This is a genomic window from Streptomyces sp. NPDC032091 (genome assembly GCF_055580265.1).
In genome coordinates this window covers 357,624-373,378 of record NZ_JBVILR010000001.1, presented here as the reverse complement: position 1 = coordinate 373,378, position 15,755 = coordinate 357,624, and the positions used below count along the sequence as shown (strand labels likewise).

Annotated in this window: 11 protein-coding genes; 8 read left to right on the top strand and 3 right to left on the bottom strand. The window is 73.1% G+C overall.

Annotation, left to right across the window (positions count from 1 at the left end; translation table 11 throughout):
- Nucleotides 1-97 precede the first annotated feature (97 nt).
- The 5 genes from ACZ5NJ_RS01705 (at nt 98) to ACZ5NJ_RS01685 (ending at nt 6,690) form a co-directional block, all read left to right on the top strand.
- Entirely contained in the window at nt 98-925 is an 828-nt protein-coding gene (locus tag ACZ5NJ_RS01705; RefSeq protein ID WP_468761556.1) for a hypothetical protein, read from the top strand.
- A gap of 71 nt (nt 926-996) precedes the next feature.
- Nucleotides 997-2,994, top strand: coding sequence for an FUSC family protein (locus ACZ5NJ_RS01700; protein WP_468761554.1), 1,998 nt, complete (start codon nt 997-999; stop codon nt 2,992-2,994).
- A gap of 39 nt (nt 2,995-3,033) precedes the next feature.
- Entirely contained in the window at nt 3,034-3,753 is a 720-nt protein-coding gene (locus ACZ5NJ_RS01695) for a hypothetical protein (RefSeq protein ID WP_468761552.1), read from the top strand.
- Nucleotides 3,741-5,000 (top strand): sensor histidine kinase, encoded by a 1,260-nt coding sequence (locus tag ACZ5NJ_RS01690; RefSeq protein ID WP_468761550.1) that lies wholly within the window; start codon nt 3,741-3,743, stop codon nt 4,998-5,000. The genes ACZ5NJ_RS01695 and ACZ5NJ_RS01690 overlap by 13 nt, the downstream gene beginning before the upstream one ends.
- A 256-nt stretch (nt 5,001-5,256) precedes the next feature.
- Nucleotides 5,257-6,690, top strand: a complete 1,434-nt coding sequence (locus ACZ5NJ_RS01685; RefSeq protein ID WP_468761548.1) for a VWA domain-containing protein — start codon at nt 5,257-5,259, stop codon at nt 6,688-6,690.
- 87 nt (nt 6,691-6,777) lie between these two features.
- On the opposite strand, the gene aspS is transcribed toward ACZ5NJ_RS01685, so the two are convergent.
- A complete protein-coding gene (aspS, locus tag ACZ5NJ_RS01680; RefSeq protein ID WP_468761546.1) occupies nt 6,778-8,595 on the bottom strand; it encodes an aspartate--tRNA ligase in 1,818 nt (605 codons plus the stop codon).
- 147 nt (nt 8,596-8,742) lie between these two features.
- Here aspS and ACZ5NJ_RS01675 point away from each other — a divergent pair, with 147 nt between their 5' ends.
- Together ACZ5NJ_RS01675 and ACZ5NJ_RS01670 are read left to right on the top strand one after the other, a co-directional pair.
- On the top strand, nt 8,743-10,977 hold the full coding sequence (locus ACZ5NJ_RS01675) for a SpoIIE family protein phosphatase (RefSeq protein WP_468761544.1): 2,235 nt from the start codon (nt 8,743-8,745) through the stop codon (nt 10,975-10,977).
- 36 nt (nt 10,978-11,013) lie between these two features.
- Nucleotides 11,014-12,102, top strand: coding sequence for an AI-2E family transporter (locus ACZ5NJ_RS01670; RefSeq protein ID WP_468761542.1), 1,089 nt, complete (start codon nt 11,014-11,016; stop codon nt 12,100-12,102).
- On the opposite strand, the gene ACZ5NJ_RS01665 is transcribed toward ACZ5NJ_RS01670, so the two are convergent.
- Nucleotides 12,099-13,106, bottom strand: coding sequence for a pirin family protein (locus ACZ5NJ_RS01665; protein ID WP_468761539.1), 1,008 nt, complete (start codon nt 13,104-13,106; stop codon nt 12,099-12,101). The genes ACZ5NJ_RS01670 and ACZ5NJ_RS01665 overlap by 4 nt on opposite strands.
- A 119-nt stretch (nt 13,107-13,225) precedes the next feature.
- A complete protein-coding gene (locus ACZ5NJ_RS01660; RefSeq protein WP_042815576.1) occupies nt 13,226-13,687 on the bottom strand; it encodes an SseB family protein in 462 nt (153 codons plus the stop codon).
- A gap of 176 nt (nt 13,688-13,863) precedes the next feature.
- Here ACZ5NJ_RS01660 and ACZ5NJ_RS01655 point away from each other — a divergent pair, with 176 nt between their 5' ends.
- Nucleotides 13,864-15,690, top strand: a complete 1,827-nt coding sequence (locus tag ACZ5NJ_RS01655) for an acyl-CoA dehydrogenase (RefSeq protein WP_468761536.1) — start codon at nt 13,864-13,866, stop codon at nt 15,688-15,690.
- The last annotated feature ends 65 nt before the right edge of the window (nt 15,691-15,755 follow it).

Below are 15,755 nucleotides of genomic sequence, written 5' to 3'. Positions count from 1 at the left end.
AGTGGATCACCCGTCCGGGCGCGGGCCGGGCCCCGCCGCGTCCCCGTACGGAGCAACCGGGGTGGCGCCGGGCCCCGCGTCCGCCTTCCCTGGTGACGTGCGCACCTGTCTGTCGGCGGCCCTCATCGTGCTCGTGGCCCTCCTCGTGCCCGCGAGCGCGGTCGCGTACTGGGCCGACCGCCAACTGGGTGACGCCGACCGCTACACCGCCGCCATGTCCCCGCTCGCCACGAACCCCGCCGTCCAGGGGGTGGTCGTCACCCAGGCCGCCCGCGCCCTCTCCGGCCAGATCGACGCGGGCCCCTTCCAGGGCGGGGTCGACGCCCTGCTCGGGGAGGCCCTGCGCTCCTTCGCCGGGACCCCCGCCTACCGGACCGCCTGGGACGCGGCCAACCGCGCCGCCCACACCGCCTTCCTCGACGCCCTCACCACCGGCCACGGGGACGCCGTCACCATCGACGTCGCGCCGGTGACGGCCGCGGTCAAGGGGGAGCTGGTGGCCGACGGAGTGCCGTTCGCCGACCGCATCCCCGAGACGCACCTGTCGGTGAAGGTCATGGAGTACGACGACCTCGGCGCGCTCCGGAAGGGGTTCCGCATGCTCCAGGTCGCCGGGGTCTGGCTCCCCGTGCTGACGCTGCTGCTCGCCGCGGCGGCCGTGGCCGTCGCGGTGCGCCGCCGCCGCGCCGTGCTGGCCACCGGCCTCGGCGTCGCGGCCGGGGCCGTCCTGCTGGGCGTCGCGGTCGCCGTGTGCCGCCGGCTGACCCTCGACGACCTCCCCGCCGACATCGACCGGGCCGCCGCCGGGGCGGTGTACGACGCGCTCACCGCGTTCCTGCGGACCACCGCCTGGGTGGTCCTCGCCGTCGGACTGGCCACCGCGCTCACCGCATGGCTGGCGGGCCGGCTGCGCCGCACCCCATAAGCTCGGAACATACCCATCCTCCGCAGAACGCCCCAGAAGAACCGATTCGCGAGCGGTGACACGGAAGCGGAATGACCACCGAACGACGCACCGAGCACATACCGCCCGGCCGGACCCGGGCCCACCCCCTGGCTCCCCCCGCCTGGCTCCTCGCGGGACTGCGGCCGAACCGTGCCCCCGTCCCCTGGGCCGCGGTCGCCCGCGCCGGGATCGCCCTGTCCGTCCCCCTCGCCGTCGGCTTCGCCGTGGACGAGCCCGAGTACGGGGCGCTCGCCTCGATGGGCGCCCTGTCCGGGGTGATCGGCGACACCGCCGACGCCTACCGGATGCGGATCCTGAACATCGCGCTCCCGCAGCTGCTCGGCGCGATCGGGGTGGCCCTGGGAACCCTCGTGTACGGGCACGGCTGGGTCGCGGTCGCGGTCCTCACCCTCGTCGCCCTGCTCTCCGGGATGATCTCCTCGATCGGCACGGTCGCCTCCGCGTCCGGACTGGTGTTCCTGCTCAACGCCGTCGTCGGGGCCGGGCTGCCGATGCCCGAACCCTGGTGGACGGCCCCGCTGCTGCTCGCCACGGGTGGCCTGTTCGTCCTGCTGCTCACCCTGCTGGGCTGGCCGCTGCGCGGCCGGCAACCCGAACGGGCCGCCGTCGCCGCCGTCTACCGGGCCGTCGCCGACGCCCTGGAGGCGGCGGGCGGACCGGCCTCCGCCTACGACGAACGCCGGCAGCAGGTCACCCAGACCCTCAACCAGGCCTACGACCTCGTCCTGGGACGCCGCGCCCGGGTGCACGGGCGCAGCCCCTCGCTGGTGCGGGTCCTCGCCCAGCTGAACGTGCTGATCCCGCTGGTCGAGGCCGCCCCCGCCGCCCACCTGCGCGGCCGGCCGCTGCCCCCGGAGGTCCCGGCGGCGGTACGGGAGCTGGCCGGCGCCGTGGAAGAGGGCCGCACCGGGGTGCCGGTCCTCGACCTGCCCGCCCCGCGGAGCCCCTCCGAGCGCGCCGTGGACGCCGCCCTGCGGCACGCGGCGACGATCGTGCCCCTCGCGGAACCGGACCCGTACAACGTCGACGACCGCCTCGGCCGGCCCGCCGCCCTGCGCGTGCGGACCGGGCGGGTGGTGCGCGACATGATGCTGTCCGCGGCCTCCTGGCGCTACGGGCTGCGCCTGGCCCTGTGCATCGGCCTGGCCCAGTCGCTGGTCTCCCTGGTGGAGGTCGAGCGCTCGTACTGGGTGGCGCTGACGGTCACCTTCGTCCTCAAACCGGACTTCGGGTCGGTGTTCTCCCGCGCCGTGCTGCGCGCCCTGGGGACGGCGGCCGGGCTGGTCCTGGCCGCCGCCGTGCTGGCGGAGGTGCCGCGCGGCTGGTGGGACGTCCCGGTGATGGTGCTGCTCGCCGCCCTGATCCCGGCGTTCTCCGCGAAGGGGTACGTCTTCCAGACCGCGGCCATCACCCCGGTGATCCTGCTGCTGTCGGACCTCCTCAACCACCAGGGCTTCGACCTGATCCGGCCCCGCCTGCTGGACAGCCTGATCGGCTGCGCCATCACCCTCGTCGCCGGCTACCTGCTGTGGCCCGAGAGCTGGCACACCCGGATCGGCGACCGTCTCGCCGACGCCGTCGACGACGCCGCCCGCTACGTGGAGTGCGCCTTCGCCCCCGTGGCGGACGAGGCGGCGCTGCGGGCGGCCCGCCAGTCCCGGCTCCAGGCCCGGCGGCGGATCTACCGCGACCTCTCGGGGGTGCGCAGCGAGTTCCAGCGGGCCCTGACCGAGCCCCCGCCCACCGGCAGCCGCGCCGCCGCCTGGTGGCCGCTGGTGGTGGCCGTGGAACGGATCGTGGACGCCACGACGGCGGCCCGGGTCCGCGTCAACCACGGAGCCTCCGACCCGCCCCCGTCCGAGGTGGCCCGGATCGCCGGCCAGCTGCGCGCGCTCGCGGACGGCATCCGCAGCAGTCCCACCCTGTACCGGGTCGACATCCCCGCGGAACCCGAGGAGCCGAGCGTCCTGTCCCCCCTCCACCAGGAGGTGGCGGCCGCCCGGGCCATCGCCCAACCGGAGCACTGACCGAATGCCCCGGAACCCGTCGCACGGCAGCATCGAAGCATGCGCCCACGCCACCGTCCGGCCGCCGCGGCCCTGGCCGCCGCCCTGGCGGTCACGGCCGCCGGGTGCGCCGACGTCGAGGGCCTGAAGAACCAGGGCGACCTCGGCACGGTCCACGCCCCCAGGACCCTGTGGAAGGGCTACTTCCCCGACCCGCCGGGCCCCGGCCAGCAGCCCGGCGCGGCCGCCGTGGTCCCCGGCCTGCCCAAGGTGCCGGGGCTCAGCATGCGCGGGGTGGACGCCCTGGCCGTCGTACGGGCCGACATCACCTCCGCCACCGCCGAGGACGGCGGCACGGGCCGCCTCGTGGACCCCCGGGCCGTCCGGCGGCTCGCGCTCTGCACACAGGCTGTGGACGGCGGCCCCTCCTGCCCGGTGCGGCCCGGCGTCCTGCACGACCTGACCGGCAACGGCCGGGAGGAGCTGATCACCGCCCTGGACGTGGACGGCCGCCTCTCCGAACTGCGCGTCTACACCGTCCAGGACGACGGCCGGATCGCCCGCATCCTCTCCAGGCGCGGGGTCCTGGAGGGCGTGGAGGTCGCCGCCGAACACCTCGCGGTCCGCGAACCGACCTCGAACCCGGTCTACACCTCCGTCTCCGACTACGTCTGGGACCCCCGCACCAAGAGCATGAGCCTGTCGCAGCTCACCCTCGACGACTGCCCCACCCTGACCGACGTCCCGCTGAGCGCGGACCGGCAGCGATGCGCGCGCTGAGCAGCCTCCGCTGGAGGATCGCCCTGACCACCACCCTGGTCTGCTGCACGGTGGCCGCCGCCCTGGGCATCGCCGTGCACAACGTGGTCGCCCGGCAGGTCGTCGGGGAGGTCCGCAAGGAGGCGGACCGGGAACTGGAGCACGCCCTCGGCCACTACGAGTACGGCACCGCGCACGGGGACGTCCACGCCGCCCTCGATCCGCCCGGGCTCCCGGGCCCGCTGCGCGACCTCGTCGCCCACGGGCGGACCGGCAGCATGGTCGGCACCCACCAGGGCGAGCCCGTCATGTGGGCGGCCGGGCCCGCCGACCGGCAGGCCCTCGCGGTCTGGATCCCGTACGAGAGCACCCGCACCCGGCTGCGTGACCTGGACACCGCGATCCTCGCCTCCTCGGCGCTTGCCGCCGGGGTGGTGGCCCTGGCCGGCCTGTTCCTCGCCGACCGGATCAGCCGCCGCCTCACCACCACGGCCGCCGTCGCCCGCCGGATCAGCGCCGGCGACCTGGACGCCCGGGTCGGCTTCCCCGCCGGACGGGACGCCCTCGGCACGCACCGCTCCCGCGACGAGGTCCGGGACGTCGCGCGGGCCCTGGACTCGATGGCCGCCTCGCTCCAGGAACGGCTGGAGGCGGAGAAGCGGTTCACGGCCGACGTCGCGCACGAGCTGCGCACCCCGCTGACGGGTTCGCTGGCCGCGGCCGCGCTGCTGCCGGAGGGCCGGCCCAAGGAGATGATCGAGGACCGGCTGCGGGCCCTGCACCTGCTCACCGAGGACCTGCTGGAGATCTCGCGGCTGGAATCGGGGGTGGAACGCGCCGACCTGGCCCGGGTGGAGCTGGGACGGGCCGTGCGGCGGGCCGTCGCCGGGTCGCGGCTCGCCGCCGACGTCCGGGTGGTGCGGGACGCGGTGGTGCTCACCGACCGGCGGCGCCTGGACCGGATCCTCACCAACCTGCTGGTCAATGCCCACAAGCATGGCCGGCCTCCGGTCGAAGTGACCGTGGAGGGGCCCGTGGTCGTGATCCACGACCACGGCTCCGGCTATCCCGCGGAACTGGTCGAACAGGGTCCGCAGCGGTTCCGCACGGGAGATCCCGGCCGGGGCCGCGGTCACGGTCTGGGTCTGACGATCGCGGCGGGCCAGGCGGCCGTCCTCGACATCACGCTCAGCTTCACCAACGCCCCCGACGGCGGCGCCCTGACCACGCTCCGGCTCCCGGTGGGGCGGCTGCCGGAGGGGAGTTGAAGGGCCCCGTTTCACGTGAAACGTCTCGGACCGCCGAGCCGGTGCCGCGGCGGGGGGATGAACGGTGGATGAACCCGGCACGGCGGAGGGCCAGTTCGTGCGGTCGGACAGGTTGGGTGGTAGGACGGGCACCACGAAGGGCGCCCCTGCCGTCGTTCCAGCCAAGGGGCCGATAACCTTACGTGTCCACTCTGGGCAGGGATCAACCGCGCAGCACGGACAAATGACGCACGCACTCATGCGAAAGGCCTGGCCCATGGGTATTCGGAGCTTGTTGCGCAAGGTGTTCGGAAGGACTTCGGAGACGGCCGCCGCCGAGACGTCGGACGCCCCGGCGGCGGCCGTCCCCAACCAGGCCGAACGCACCCCCCTGGACGCGGCGGCCGACCTGGTGGCGGCGTCCTTCGACAACCCGACGGTCCCGCCGCAGTCCGCGCCACGCGACCGCGAGGCGGGCGCCCTGCTCACCGCCCCCGCCACCACGACGGACCCCACCGTCCCGGAGGCCCGCCGGCCGTCGCCCCCGGCGCCCCAGGACCCCGCCCCGGAGGCCCCGGAACCGGCCGCCGCCAAGGCCGCCGTGGAACCGGAACCCGCCCCGCGGGCGGAGGAGCCGACCACCCCCGAACCGGAGGCCACCGCCACCCGGCCGGAGGCCGTCGCCGTCGAGCCGGAGCCCGAGGCCGAACCGGCCGCCGCCGAGGCCGTCGTGGAGACGGAGCCCGAGCCCGAGCCGCAGGCGGAGGAAGCGGCCGAGGTCCCCGAGCCCGAGGCCACCGCCACCCAGCCGGAGCCCGAGGCCCAGGCCGAACCCGAGGCCGCCACCGAGCCGGAGCCCGCCGCCGAGCCCGAGGCCCAGGCCGAACCCGAGCCCGCCACCCAGCCGGAGCCCGAGGCCGCACCGGCCGCCCCCGAGGCCGAACCGGCCGCCGCCGAGGCCGTCGTGGAAACGGAGCCCGAGCCCGCGCCACAGCCGGAGGAGGCGGCCGACGTCCCCGAGCCGGAGGCCGAGCCCCTCGTGGCCGAGGCCGGTCCCGCGCTGCCCGCCTCGGCGGTGCGCCGCAAGGGCGGGGCCGTTCCGGCGGCGTACAAGGCCGCCGGGCAGGTGCTGCGGAGCAAGGGCAGGGCCGGGGCCCGGGCCAAGGTGTACCTGGTCCTCGACCGGTCCGGCTCCATGCGCGGGTTCTACAAGGACGGCAGCGTCCAGTACCTCGCCGACCACGCCCTCGCCCTCGCCGCGCACCTGGACGAGGAGGCCACCGTCCACACGGTGTTCTTCTCCACCGAGCTCGACGGCACCGCCGAGCTGACCCTCGACGCCCACGACGAGGCCTGGGTCGAGGCGCGCCACGCCGAGCTCGGCCGGATGGGCCGCACCAGCTACCACGTCGCCGTCGAGGCCGTCGTCGAGCGCTACCGGAAGGACGGCGGCACGGGCCCGGCCCTGGTCGTCTTCCAGACGGACGGCGCCCCCGACAACGTCCGCCCCGCCCGCCAGGCGATCGCGGACGCCGCCGCCACCGCCCCCGGCATCCACTGGCAGTTCGTCGCGTTCGGCGACCACGACGCCAAGGCCTTCGACTTCCTGCGCAAGCTGGACGCCGAGAACGCCGGCTTCTTCCACGCCGGCCCCGCCCCCGCGGAGCTGACCCCGTCCGCCCTCCTCAAGGGCCTCCTCGACCGGTTCTGACGGCAGACCGCAGACCGCAGACGGCCGACGCGAAGGGCCCGGGATCCGCGAGGATCCCGGGCCCTTCCCGCTACAGGAGCGGCGGCGTTACCGCGCGGCGTCCGGGTGGACGGCCTCGGCGACCGGCTTCGCGTCCGCGGCCTTCGTCTCGACCGGCTTGCGCAGGGCGATGTTCAGCTCGCGCAGGCGGCTCTCCTCCAGCACCGTCGGCGCGCCCATCATCAGGTCCTGGGCGTTGCCGTTGAGCGGGAAGGCGATGGTCTCGCGGATGTTCGGCTCGTCGGCCAGCAGCATCACGATGCGGTCCACGCCCGGGGCGATGCCACCGTGCGGCGGGGCGCCCAGGCGGAACGCGCGCAGCATGCCCGCGAACTCCCGCTCGACCGTCTCGGCCTCGTAACCGGCGATCTCGAAGGCCTTCAGCATGACCTCGGGCTCGTGGTTGCGGATGGCGCCGGAGGACAGCTCGATGCCGTTGCAGACGATGTCGTACTGCCAGGCCAGGATGTCGAGCGGGTCCTTCTCCTCCAGGTCCTTCATGCCGCCCTGCGGCATGGAGAACGGGTTGTGGGAGAAGTCGATCTTGCCGGTCTCCTCGTCCTTCTCGTACATCGGGAAGTCGACGATCCAGCAGAAGCGGAAGACGTTCTCCTCGAAGTGGCCGGCGCGCTTGGCGGCCTCGACCCGGACCGGGCCCATGATCTTCGAGACCTCGTCGAACTCGCCCGCGCCGAAGAACACGGCGTGCCCGGCGGCCAGGCCCAGACGCTCGGTGAGGACCTTGACGTTGTCCTCGGTGAGGAACTTGGCGATCGGGCCGGTCAGCGCACCGTCCTCGCCGACGCGCACCCAGGCCAGGCCCTTCGCGCCCAGCGAGACCGCGTAGTCGCCGAGGCCGTCGAAGAACTTGCGCGGCTGGTCGGCGGTGTCCGGCACGGCCAGCGCCCGCACGTGCTTGCCGGCGAACGCCTTGAACTCCGAGCCCTCGAAGACGTCGGTGATGTCGACGAGCTCCAGCTTGGCGCGCAGGTCGGGCTTGTCGTTGCCGTACTTGAGCATCGACTCGCGGAACGGGATCCGCGGGAAGGGGGAGGTGACCTCGCGGCCGTTGCCGAACTCGGTGAAGAGCTCGGTCATCAGCTTCTCGATCGGCTGGAAGACGTCCTCCTGCTCGACGAAGGACATCTCCACGTCGAGCTGGTAGAACTCGCCCGGCGAACGGTCGGCGCGGGCGTCCTCGTCGCGGAAGCAGGGCGCGATCTGGAAGTACCGGTCGAAGCCGGAGATCATCAGCAGCTGCTTGAACTGCTGCGGCGCCTGCGGCAGGGCGTAGAACTTGCCCGGGTTGAGGCGGGACGGGACGACGAAGTCACGGGCGCCCTCGGGGGAGGTCGCGGTGAGGATCGGGGTCGCCATCTCGTTGAAGCCGAGGGCCACCATCTTCGAGCGGATCGAGGCGATCACGGCCGAGCGCAGCATGATGTTGCGGTGCATACGCTCGCGGCGCAGGTCGAGGAAGCGGTACTCCAGGCGCCGCTCCTCGTTCACACCGTCGTCGGTGTTGATCGTGAAGGGCAGCGGGGCGGCGGCGCCGAGCACCTCGACCTCGGAGACCTCGATCTCGATCTCGCCGGTGGCGAGCTCGGGGTTCACGTTGTCGGCACCGCGCGAGACGACCTTGCCGTCGACGCGGACGACCGTCTCCTTGCTGACGCTGCCGAGGGCCTCGTTCGCCGCGGTACCGGGGCGGGCCACGAGCTGCGTGATGCCGTAGTGGTCACGCAGATCGATGAAGAGGATGCCGCCCAGGTCTCGACGATTGTGCACCCAGCCGCTCAGCCGGACGTCGGATGCGACGTCGGAGGCACGAAGCTCGCCGCACGTGTGGGACCTGTACCGATGCATCAGTCATCCAGTTCTACGCGATTTCAAGGTGGACTCAACCGTCCCAAGGTTACCGTCCGGGAGCAACCCTCACCGGGCGCGCCGGGAGCAGGGCCGCGCGGGACGCCGGACGGGCGCCGCGGCCGCATGACCTGTAAAGATGGCCGGGTGCGCACCGAGGACGTCCTGGCCGCCATCGCGACCGGCCTGTGGCGGTGGGACAACGCGTCCGGAACGGTCACCCTCGACGGCGAGGCCGCCCGGCTGCTCGGGCTGCCCGCGGAGCCCGTGGTCCTGCCCGAGGCGGCCGCCCGCGCGCGCTTCCACCCGGTGGACTGGAACGAGATCAACGGCATCGTGAACCTCGCCGTGGCCGAGGGCACCCTCGCCGAGGCCCGGCTGCGGATCATGGACGAGGACGGACGGGTGCTGCGCACGGTCCGCAGCCGCTCCAAGCCGCTGGAGAACCGGACCGCGGACGGCCGCGTCGACTACGAGCTGATCGGCACCATCCAGGAGATCGCCGAGCCGCAGCCCGGCACCACGGCCGCGCACACCCCGATCACCGGCGACTGGCGGCGCTCCCGCGAGGCCTTCCTGCTGGACGCCGGGCGGGCGCTGGCCGAGGCCCGCTCCACCGCCGAGGTGCTGCGGGTGGCGGCCTCGCTGTCCATGCCGGGCTTCAGCCCCGACGGGCTGGCCGTCTTCGGGACGGAGGGCGAACGGCTGTCCGTCATCGGGCACCACGGGCACGCCCCGGGCGACGAGGGCCCCTTCTCGGACATGCCCCTGGACACGGACTACCCGGCGGCCGAGGTCGTCCGGACCGGCCGGGCGATCTACCTGCCCACGCCGGAGGAGTACAAGCGGCGCTTCCCGGTCACCTGGCCGCTCGCCCGGGACTTCGGCCGGGCCTCCTGGGCCTTCCTGCCGCTGATCGTGGCCGGCCGGACGCTGGGGGCCTGGATGGCCGCGTTCAAGCATCCGGTGACCTTCTCGCCGGACGAGCGGTCGGTGCTGACGACGGTGGCCCGGATGCTGGCCCAGGCCCTCCAGCGGGCCGGGGTGGCCGAGTCCGAGCGGGAGCTGACCACCGGCCTCCAGCGGTCGATGATGCCCCAGCTCGGCCCCGACATCCCCGGTATGACCATCGCCGCCCGCTACGTGCCCACCGGCGGCGGGCTCCAGGTCGGCGGCGACTGGTACGACGTGATCCCGCTGCCGTCGGGCCGGTTCGCGCTGGTCATCGGGGACGTCCAGGGGCACGACGTACGGGCCGCGGGGCTGATGGGCCAGCTGCGGATCGCCGTACGGGCCTACGCCTCCGAGGGCCACCGGCCGGACGCGGTGCTCTCGCGCGCCTCCCGGTTCCTGGCCGGGCTGTGCTCCGCGCCCGCCCCGGACGAGGACCCCGCCGCCGGGCCCGGTGCCGGACCCGACGCCGACTTCGGCAGTCCCCGCTTCGCGACCTGTCTGTACGTGGAGTGCGACCCGGGGACGGGGACGCTGGAGATCGCCCGCGCCGGGCACCCCGACCCGGTGGTGCGGATGGCCGACGGCACGGTGCTGATGCGGCCGACGGCCGGCGGGCTGCCGCTGGGCATCGTGCCCGACACCGACTACCCCACGACCCGCTTCGCGCTGGAGCCCGGCGAGACGCTGATGCTGTGCACCGACGGGCTCATCGAGACCGGCGGGCACGACCTGGACACGGGCTGGGCTCGGCTGCGGGCGATCCTGGAGACCGACGCGCAGGACCGCACCGGCCCCGCCGAGGGCGGCGGGGACGCGGACAACCACCTCGAACGCCTCGCCGACCTGCTGGTCCAGGCCGTGCACGGGCCGTCCTCGCACCACACCACCGGCCCGCTGGCCGACCGCCGCGAGGACGACATCGCCGTGGTGCTGCTGTGCCGCGAGAGTCCGAGCTGCGGCTGCGGGACCGTCGCGGCACACCCCGTACGGCCCGCCCGGCGCACGGTGCTGACCGTGGCCCAGGCCGAGCCGGCCCGGATCGCGGGCGCCCGCCGGCAGGTCCGGGAGCTGCTGCACGACTGGGCGGACCCGGAGCAGGTGGACTCGGCGGTGCTGATGGTCTCCGAGATGGTGACGAACGTGCTGGTCCACACGGACGGCGACGCCCTGCTGGTCGCGGAGGCGGCGGGCGAGCCGGGCACGCGGCGGCTGCGGGTGGAGGTGGCCGACGGGAGCGACGAGCTGCCGCACAAGCGCCACCCGGGCGAGATGGCCTCCAGCGGGCGCGGCGTGCTGCTGATGGAGATGCTCGCCGACGCCTGGGGTGTGGATCCGCGTGGCGAGGGCAAGTCGATCTGGTTCGAGCTGTACGAACGGTCCAAGCCGGACGGTGACGAGGACCGGGAATCCCCCCGGTCCGCCCCCTGACCGCCCGGCGCCCGGAATCCGAAAGGCGGTCCGGCCATGCCCGCACCGACCCCGAGCACGTCCCTGCTGCCCGAGCCGGCGCGGCGGCTGGCCGCCTGGTGCGCCGTCGTCCTGCTGGTGACGGGTGTGGCCGCCGTCGGCGTGTGGCTCTGCGTGCTCTTCAAGACGGCCGTCACCCCGGTGCTGCTGGCCCTGCTGGGCACGGCCCTGCTGGGGCCGCTGCACCGGAGGCTGGTGCGGATGCGGCTGAGCCGCTCGCTGGCCGCCGCGCTGACCTGCCTGGCGGTGGTGGCGGTGGTCGGCGGCGCGAGCTACGTGGTGGTGGCCGCGCTGATCGAGACCGGTGACCAGATCGTGGGCGCCCTCAAGCGGGCCGGGGAGGGCCTGGCCGAGCACTTCGGGGCGGCCGGGACCTCGCTCCAGGACCTGGCGGCCCACGCCAAGGAGCTGCTCGCCAAGTTCGGCGGCACGGCCGCCTCCGGGGTGATCAGCGGGATCAGCGTGGTCGGCGAGGTGATCGCGACCGCGATCCTGGCCCTGCTGCTGATCTTCTTCTTCCTGCGGGACTCCGATCGGGCGATCGGCGCCCTGCGCTCCCTGGCCCCGCGCTCGACCGGGGACACCGTGGAGGCCATGGCGCGCCGCGCCTACCGGGCCGTCGAGGGGTTCATGCGGGGCACGACCTTCATCGCCGCGATCGACGCCGTCTGCATCACCGTGGGGCTGCTGGTGCTGCGGGTGCCGGGGGCGGTGGGGCTGGGCGCGCTGGTGTTCGTCGGCGCGTACATCCCGTACCTGGGCGCCTTCATCTCGGGCGCCGTCGCCGTGCTGGTGGCCCTCGCCGACCGGGGGTGGGTCATCGGGCTGTGGGCGCTGGGCGTGGTGCTGGCCGTGCAGGTGCTGGAGGGGCACGTGCTCCAGCCGATGATCCAGAGCCGGACGGTGCAGATGCACCCGGCGGCGGTGCTGCTGGCGCTCACCGCCGGTGCGAGTGTCGCCGGGGTCCTCGGGATGCTGCTCGCGGTCCCGCTGACGGCGGCCGCGTTCGGGGTCCTGTCGGAGCTCCGGGGCCGGTACGCCGCCACGGGGCCCGAGGGCCCCGCGCGGGCGGGGGACGGCGGTTAGGCCGTCTCCTCCGGGTCGGCCTGGCCGGCGCCGCGGTGGCCGAGGCCGGTCACGTCGGTGCTGGGGATGACGCCCAGGCGGCCCGCCTGGAAGTCGTCGAAGGCCTGCTGGAGCTCGGCGTGGCTGTTCATGACGAACGGCCCGTAGTGCGCCATCGGCTCACGGATCGGCTGTCCGCCGAGGACGACCACCTCGAAGGTCTCGCTGCGGGAGTCCTGCGCGTCGTCGGCCCGGATCGTCAGCCCGTCGCCGGAGCCGAAGACCACGGTCTGGCCCATCCGGAACGGGCGGCGCTCGGCGCCCGCCGCACCGCTGCCGGCGAGGCCGTAGGCGAGGGCGTTGAAGTCGTGCCGCCAGGGCAGCGTGACCTCGGCGCCGGCGCTGATCGTCAGGTGGATCATCGTGATCGGCGTGTGCGTGGCCCCGGGGCCGGCGTGGCCCGCGAGGTCGCCCGCGATCAGGCGGATCAGGGCGCCGCCGTCCTGCGAGGCGAGCAGCTTCACGGTGCCGCCGCGGATGTCCTGGTACTTCGGCGCCAGCATCTTGTCCCTGGCGGGCAGGTTCACCCACAGCTGGAGGCCGTGGAAGAGGCCGCCGGACATGACGAGTTCCTCGGGCGGGGTCTCGATGTGCAGGAGGCCGGAGCCCGCCGTCATCCACTGGGTGTCACCGTTGGTGATGACTCCGCCGCCGCCGTGGGAGTCACGGTGGATGAAGGTGCCGTCGATGATGTAGGTGACGGTCTCGAAGCCGCGGTGCGGGTGCCAGGGGGTGCCCTTGGGCTCTCCGGCCGCGTAATCCACCTCGCCCATCTGGTCCATCATGATGAACGGGTCGAGGTACTCGTACTTGATCCCCGCGAACGCGCGGCGCACCGGGAAGCCTTCGCCCTCGAAACCGGAGGGCGCGTCGACCACGCCCAGCACGGGCCTGGCCTGGGCACCTTCGACGGGAGCGATGACGCGCGGCAGCGCGAGCGGGTTCTCAACGGTCACTGCGGGCATGGTCAGGACCTCCTTCTGCGTCGAGTTTAGTTGAATCTCGAACTTCCTGCCACCCGCCCACAACAGCGCACCCCCCGGGAGCATTCCCGGGGGGTGCGGCGGCGCCTTCCGGGCGCGACTCAGCCGTACATGCGGCGCATCGCGAAGTCGACCATCTGTTCGACCGCCTTCGCGTCGAAGACCATCCGGTGGTCGCCCTCCATGTCGAGGACGAAGCCGTACCCGGTCGGCAGCAGGTCGATCACCTCGGCGCCGGTGATCACGAAGTACTTGGACTCCTTGCCGGCGTACCGGCGGAGCTCCTTGAGCGTGGTGAACATCGGGATGACCGGCTGCTGCGTGTTGTGCAGGGCCAGGAACCCGGGGGTCTCGCCGCGCGGGCAGTAGACCTTCGACGTGGCGAAGATCTGCTGGAAGTCCTCGGCGGACAGCGACCCGGTGGTGAAGGCCCGTACCGCGTCGGCGAGCGACGGCGGCGAGGGCTCGGGGTAGAGCGGCTGCTCGCCGTACCCGCCGGCCATCTGCTGCGGGGCGGCGTACTGCTGCTGTCCCGCGCTCACGTTCTGGTCGTAGCCGTACATGGACCGAAGCCTACCGAGCGGGCCCGGCCCCCAGGCACCCTCCAGCCGGACCCGGTTGACGCTGGTCACAGTCGCCGCAGAAGGGTTGCGCCTTATTACTCGTGGGTAGCATGATGAGGTTACCGATTGGTATGTACGAGGAATCTGTCTCCCCGAGCCTTAACGGAGCCGTCGCCATGGGGCACTACAAGTCGAATCTCCGCGACATCGAGTTCAACCTCTTCGAGGTGCTCGGCCGCGAAAAGCTGTACGGCACCGGCCCGTTCGGCGAGATGGACACCGAGACCGCCAAGAGCATCCTGTCCGAGCTGACCCGCCTCGCGGAGAACGAGCTCGCGGAGTCCTTCGCGGACGCCGACCGCAACCCGCCGGTCTTCGACCCGGCCACCAACACCGCCCCGGTCCCGGCCTCCTTCAAGAAGTCCTACGAGGCCTTCATGGACTCGGAGTACTGGCGCCTGGGCCTGCCCGAGGAGATCGGCGGCACCACCTCCCCGCGCTCCCTGATCTGGGCCTACGCGGAGCTGCTGCTCGGCTCGAACCCGGCCATCTGGATGTACTCCTCCGGCCCGGCGTTCGCCGGCATCCTGCACGCCGAGGGCAACGAGGCGCAGAAGAAGATCGCGCAGATCGCCGTCGAGAAGCGCTGGGGCTCCACCATGGTCCTCACCGAGCCCGACGCCGGCTCGGACGTCGGCGCCGGCCGCACCAAGGCCATCCTGCAGGAGGACGGCTCCTGGCACATCGAGGGCGTGAAGCGCTTCATCACCTCCGGTGAGCACGACATGGAGGAGAACATCCTCCACTACGTCCTCGCCCGCCCCGAGGGCCACGGCCCGGGCACCAAGGGCCTGTCCCTCTTCCTCGTCCCGAAGTACCACTTCGACTGGGAGACCGGCGAGCTGGGCGAGCGCAACGGCGTCTACGCGACGAACGTCGAGCACAAGATGGGCCTCAAGGCCTCCAACACCTGCGAGATGACCTTCGGCGACCAGCACCCCGCCAAGGGCTGGCTGATCGGCGACAAGCACGACGGCATCCGCCAGATGTTCATGATCATCGAGTTCGCCCGCATGATGGTCGGCACGAAGGCCATCGCCACCCTCTCCACCGGCTACCTCAACGCGCTGGAGTACGCCAAGGAGCGCGTGCAGGGCCCGGACCTGGCGAACTTCATGGACAAGACCGCGCCCAAGGTCACCATCACGCACCACCCCGACGTGCGCCGCTCGCTCATGACGCAGAAGGCGTACGCCGAGGGCATGCGCGCCCTCGTGCTGTACACCGCCTCCGTCCAGGACGCGATCCAGCTCAAGGAGGCCGCCGGCGAGGACGCCTCCGCCGAGATCGGCCTCAACGACCTGCTCCTGCCGATCGTGAAGGGCTACGGCTCCGAGAAGTCGTACGCGCTGCTCTCCGAGTCCCTGCAGACCTTCGGCGGTTCGGGTTACCTCCAGGAATACCCGATCGAGCAGTACATCCGCGACGCCAAGATCGACACCCTCTACGAGGGCACCACGGCCATCCAGGGCCAGGACTTCTTCTTCCGCAAGATCGTCCGCGACCAGGGCGCCTCGCTGAACGTCCTCTCCGAGACGATCAAGAAGTTCCTCGCCGAGGGCGTGGGCGGCGAGGAGCTGGCCCCGGCCCGCGACGCGCTGGCCAAGGCCGCCGTGGACCTGGAGGCCATCGTCGGCCAGATGATCGTCGACCTCACCGCCACCGGCGAGGACGTCAAGAACATCTACAAGGTCGGCCAGAACACCACCCGCCTGCTGATGGCCTCCGGCGACGTGGTCGTCGGATACCTGCTGCTCAAGGGCGCCGCCGTGGCCGCCGAGAAGCTGGCGACCGCCTCCGCCAAGGACGTGCCCTTCTACACCGGCAAGATCGCCGCCGCGAAGTTCTACGCGGCCCAGGTCCTGCCGGGCGTCTCGGTCCAGCGCGCGCTGGCCGAGGCCGTCGACAACTCCCTCATGGAGCTCGACGAGGCCGCCTTCTAAGGCAGCCCCCCTGCTGTACGCGGTGTACGTACGCGCCGGTGGCCGGACCCCTCCTGTCGAGGGTC

Bases quoted from the DNA above. Each gene is read 5' to 3' on its own strand.
- ACZ5NJ_RS01660 (WP_042815576.1), bottom strand. From the start codon at position 13,687: ATGTACGGCTACGACCAGAACGTGAGCGCGGGACAGCAGCAGTACGCC.
- ACZ5NJ_RS01690 (WP_468761550.1), top strand. From the start codon at position 3,741: ATGCGCGCGCTGAGCAGCCTCCGCTGGAGGATCGCCCTGACCACCACC.
- ACZ5NJ_RS01665 (WP_468761539.1), bottom strand. From the start codon at position 13,106: ATGCCCGCAGTGACCGTTGAGAACCCGCTCGCGCTGCCGCGCGTCATC.
- ACZ5NJ_RS01700 (WP_468761554.1), top strand. From the start codon at position 997: ATGACCACCGAACGACGCACCGAGCACATACCGCCCGGCCGGACCCGG.
- ACZ5NJ_RS01670 (WP_468761542.1), top strand. From the start codon at position 11,014: ATGCCCGCACCGACCCCGAGCACGTCCCTGCTGCCCGAGCCGGCGCGG.
- aspS (WP_468761546.1), bottom strand. From the start codon at position 8,595: ATGCATCGGTACAGGTCCCACACGTGCGGCGAGCTTCGTGCCTCCGAC.
- ACZ5NJ_RS01695 (WP_468761552.1), top strand. From the start codon at position 3,034: ATGCGCCCACGCCACCGTCCGGCCGCCGCGGCCCTGGCCGCCGCCCTG.
- ACZ5NJ_RS01655 (WP_468761536.1), top strand. From the start codon at position 13,864: ATGGGGCACTACAAGTCGAATCTCCGCGACATCGAGTTCAACCTCTTC.
- ACZ5NJ_RS01685 (WP_468761548.1), top strand. From the start codon at position 5,257: ATGGGTATTCGGAGCTTGTTGCGCAAGGTGTTCGGAAGGACTTCGGAG.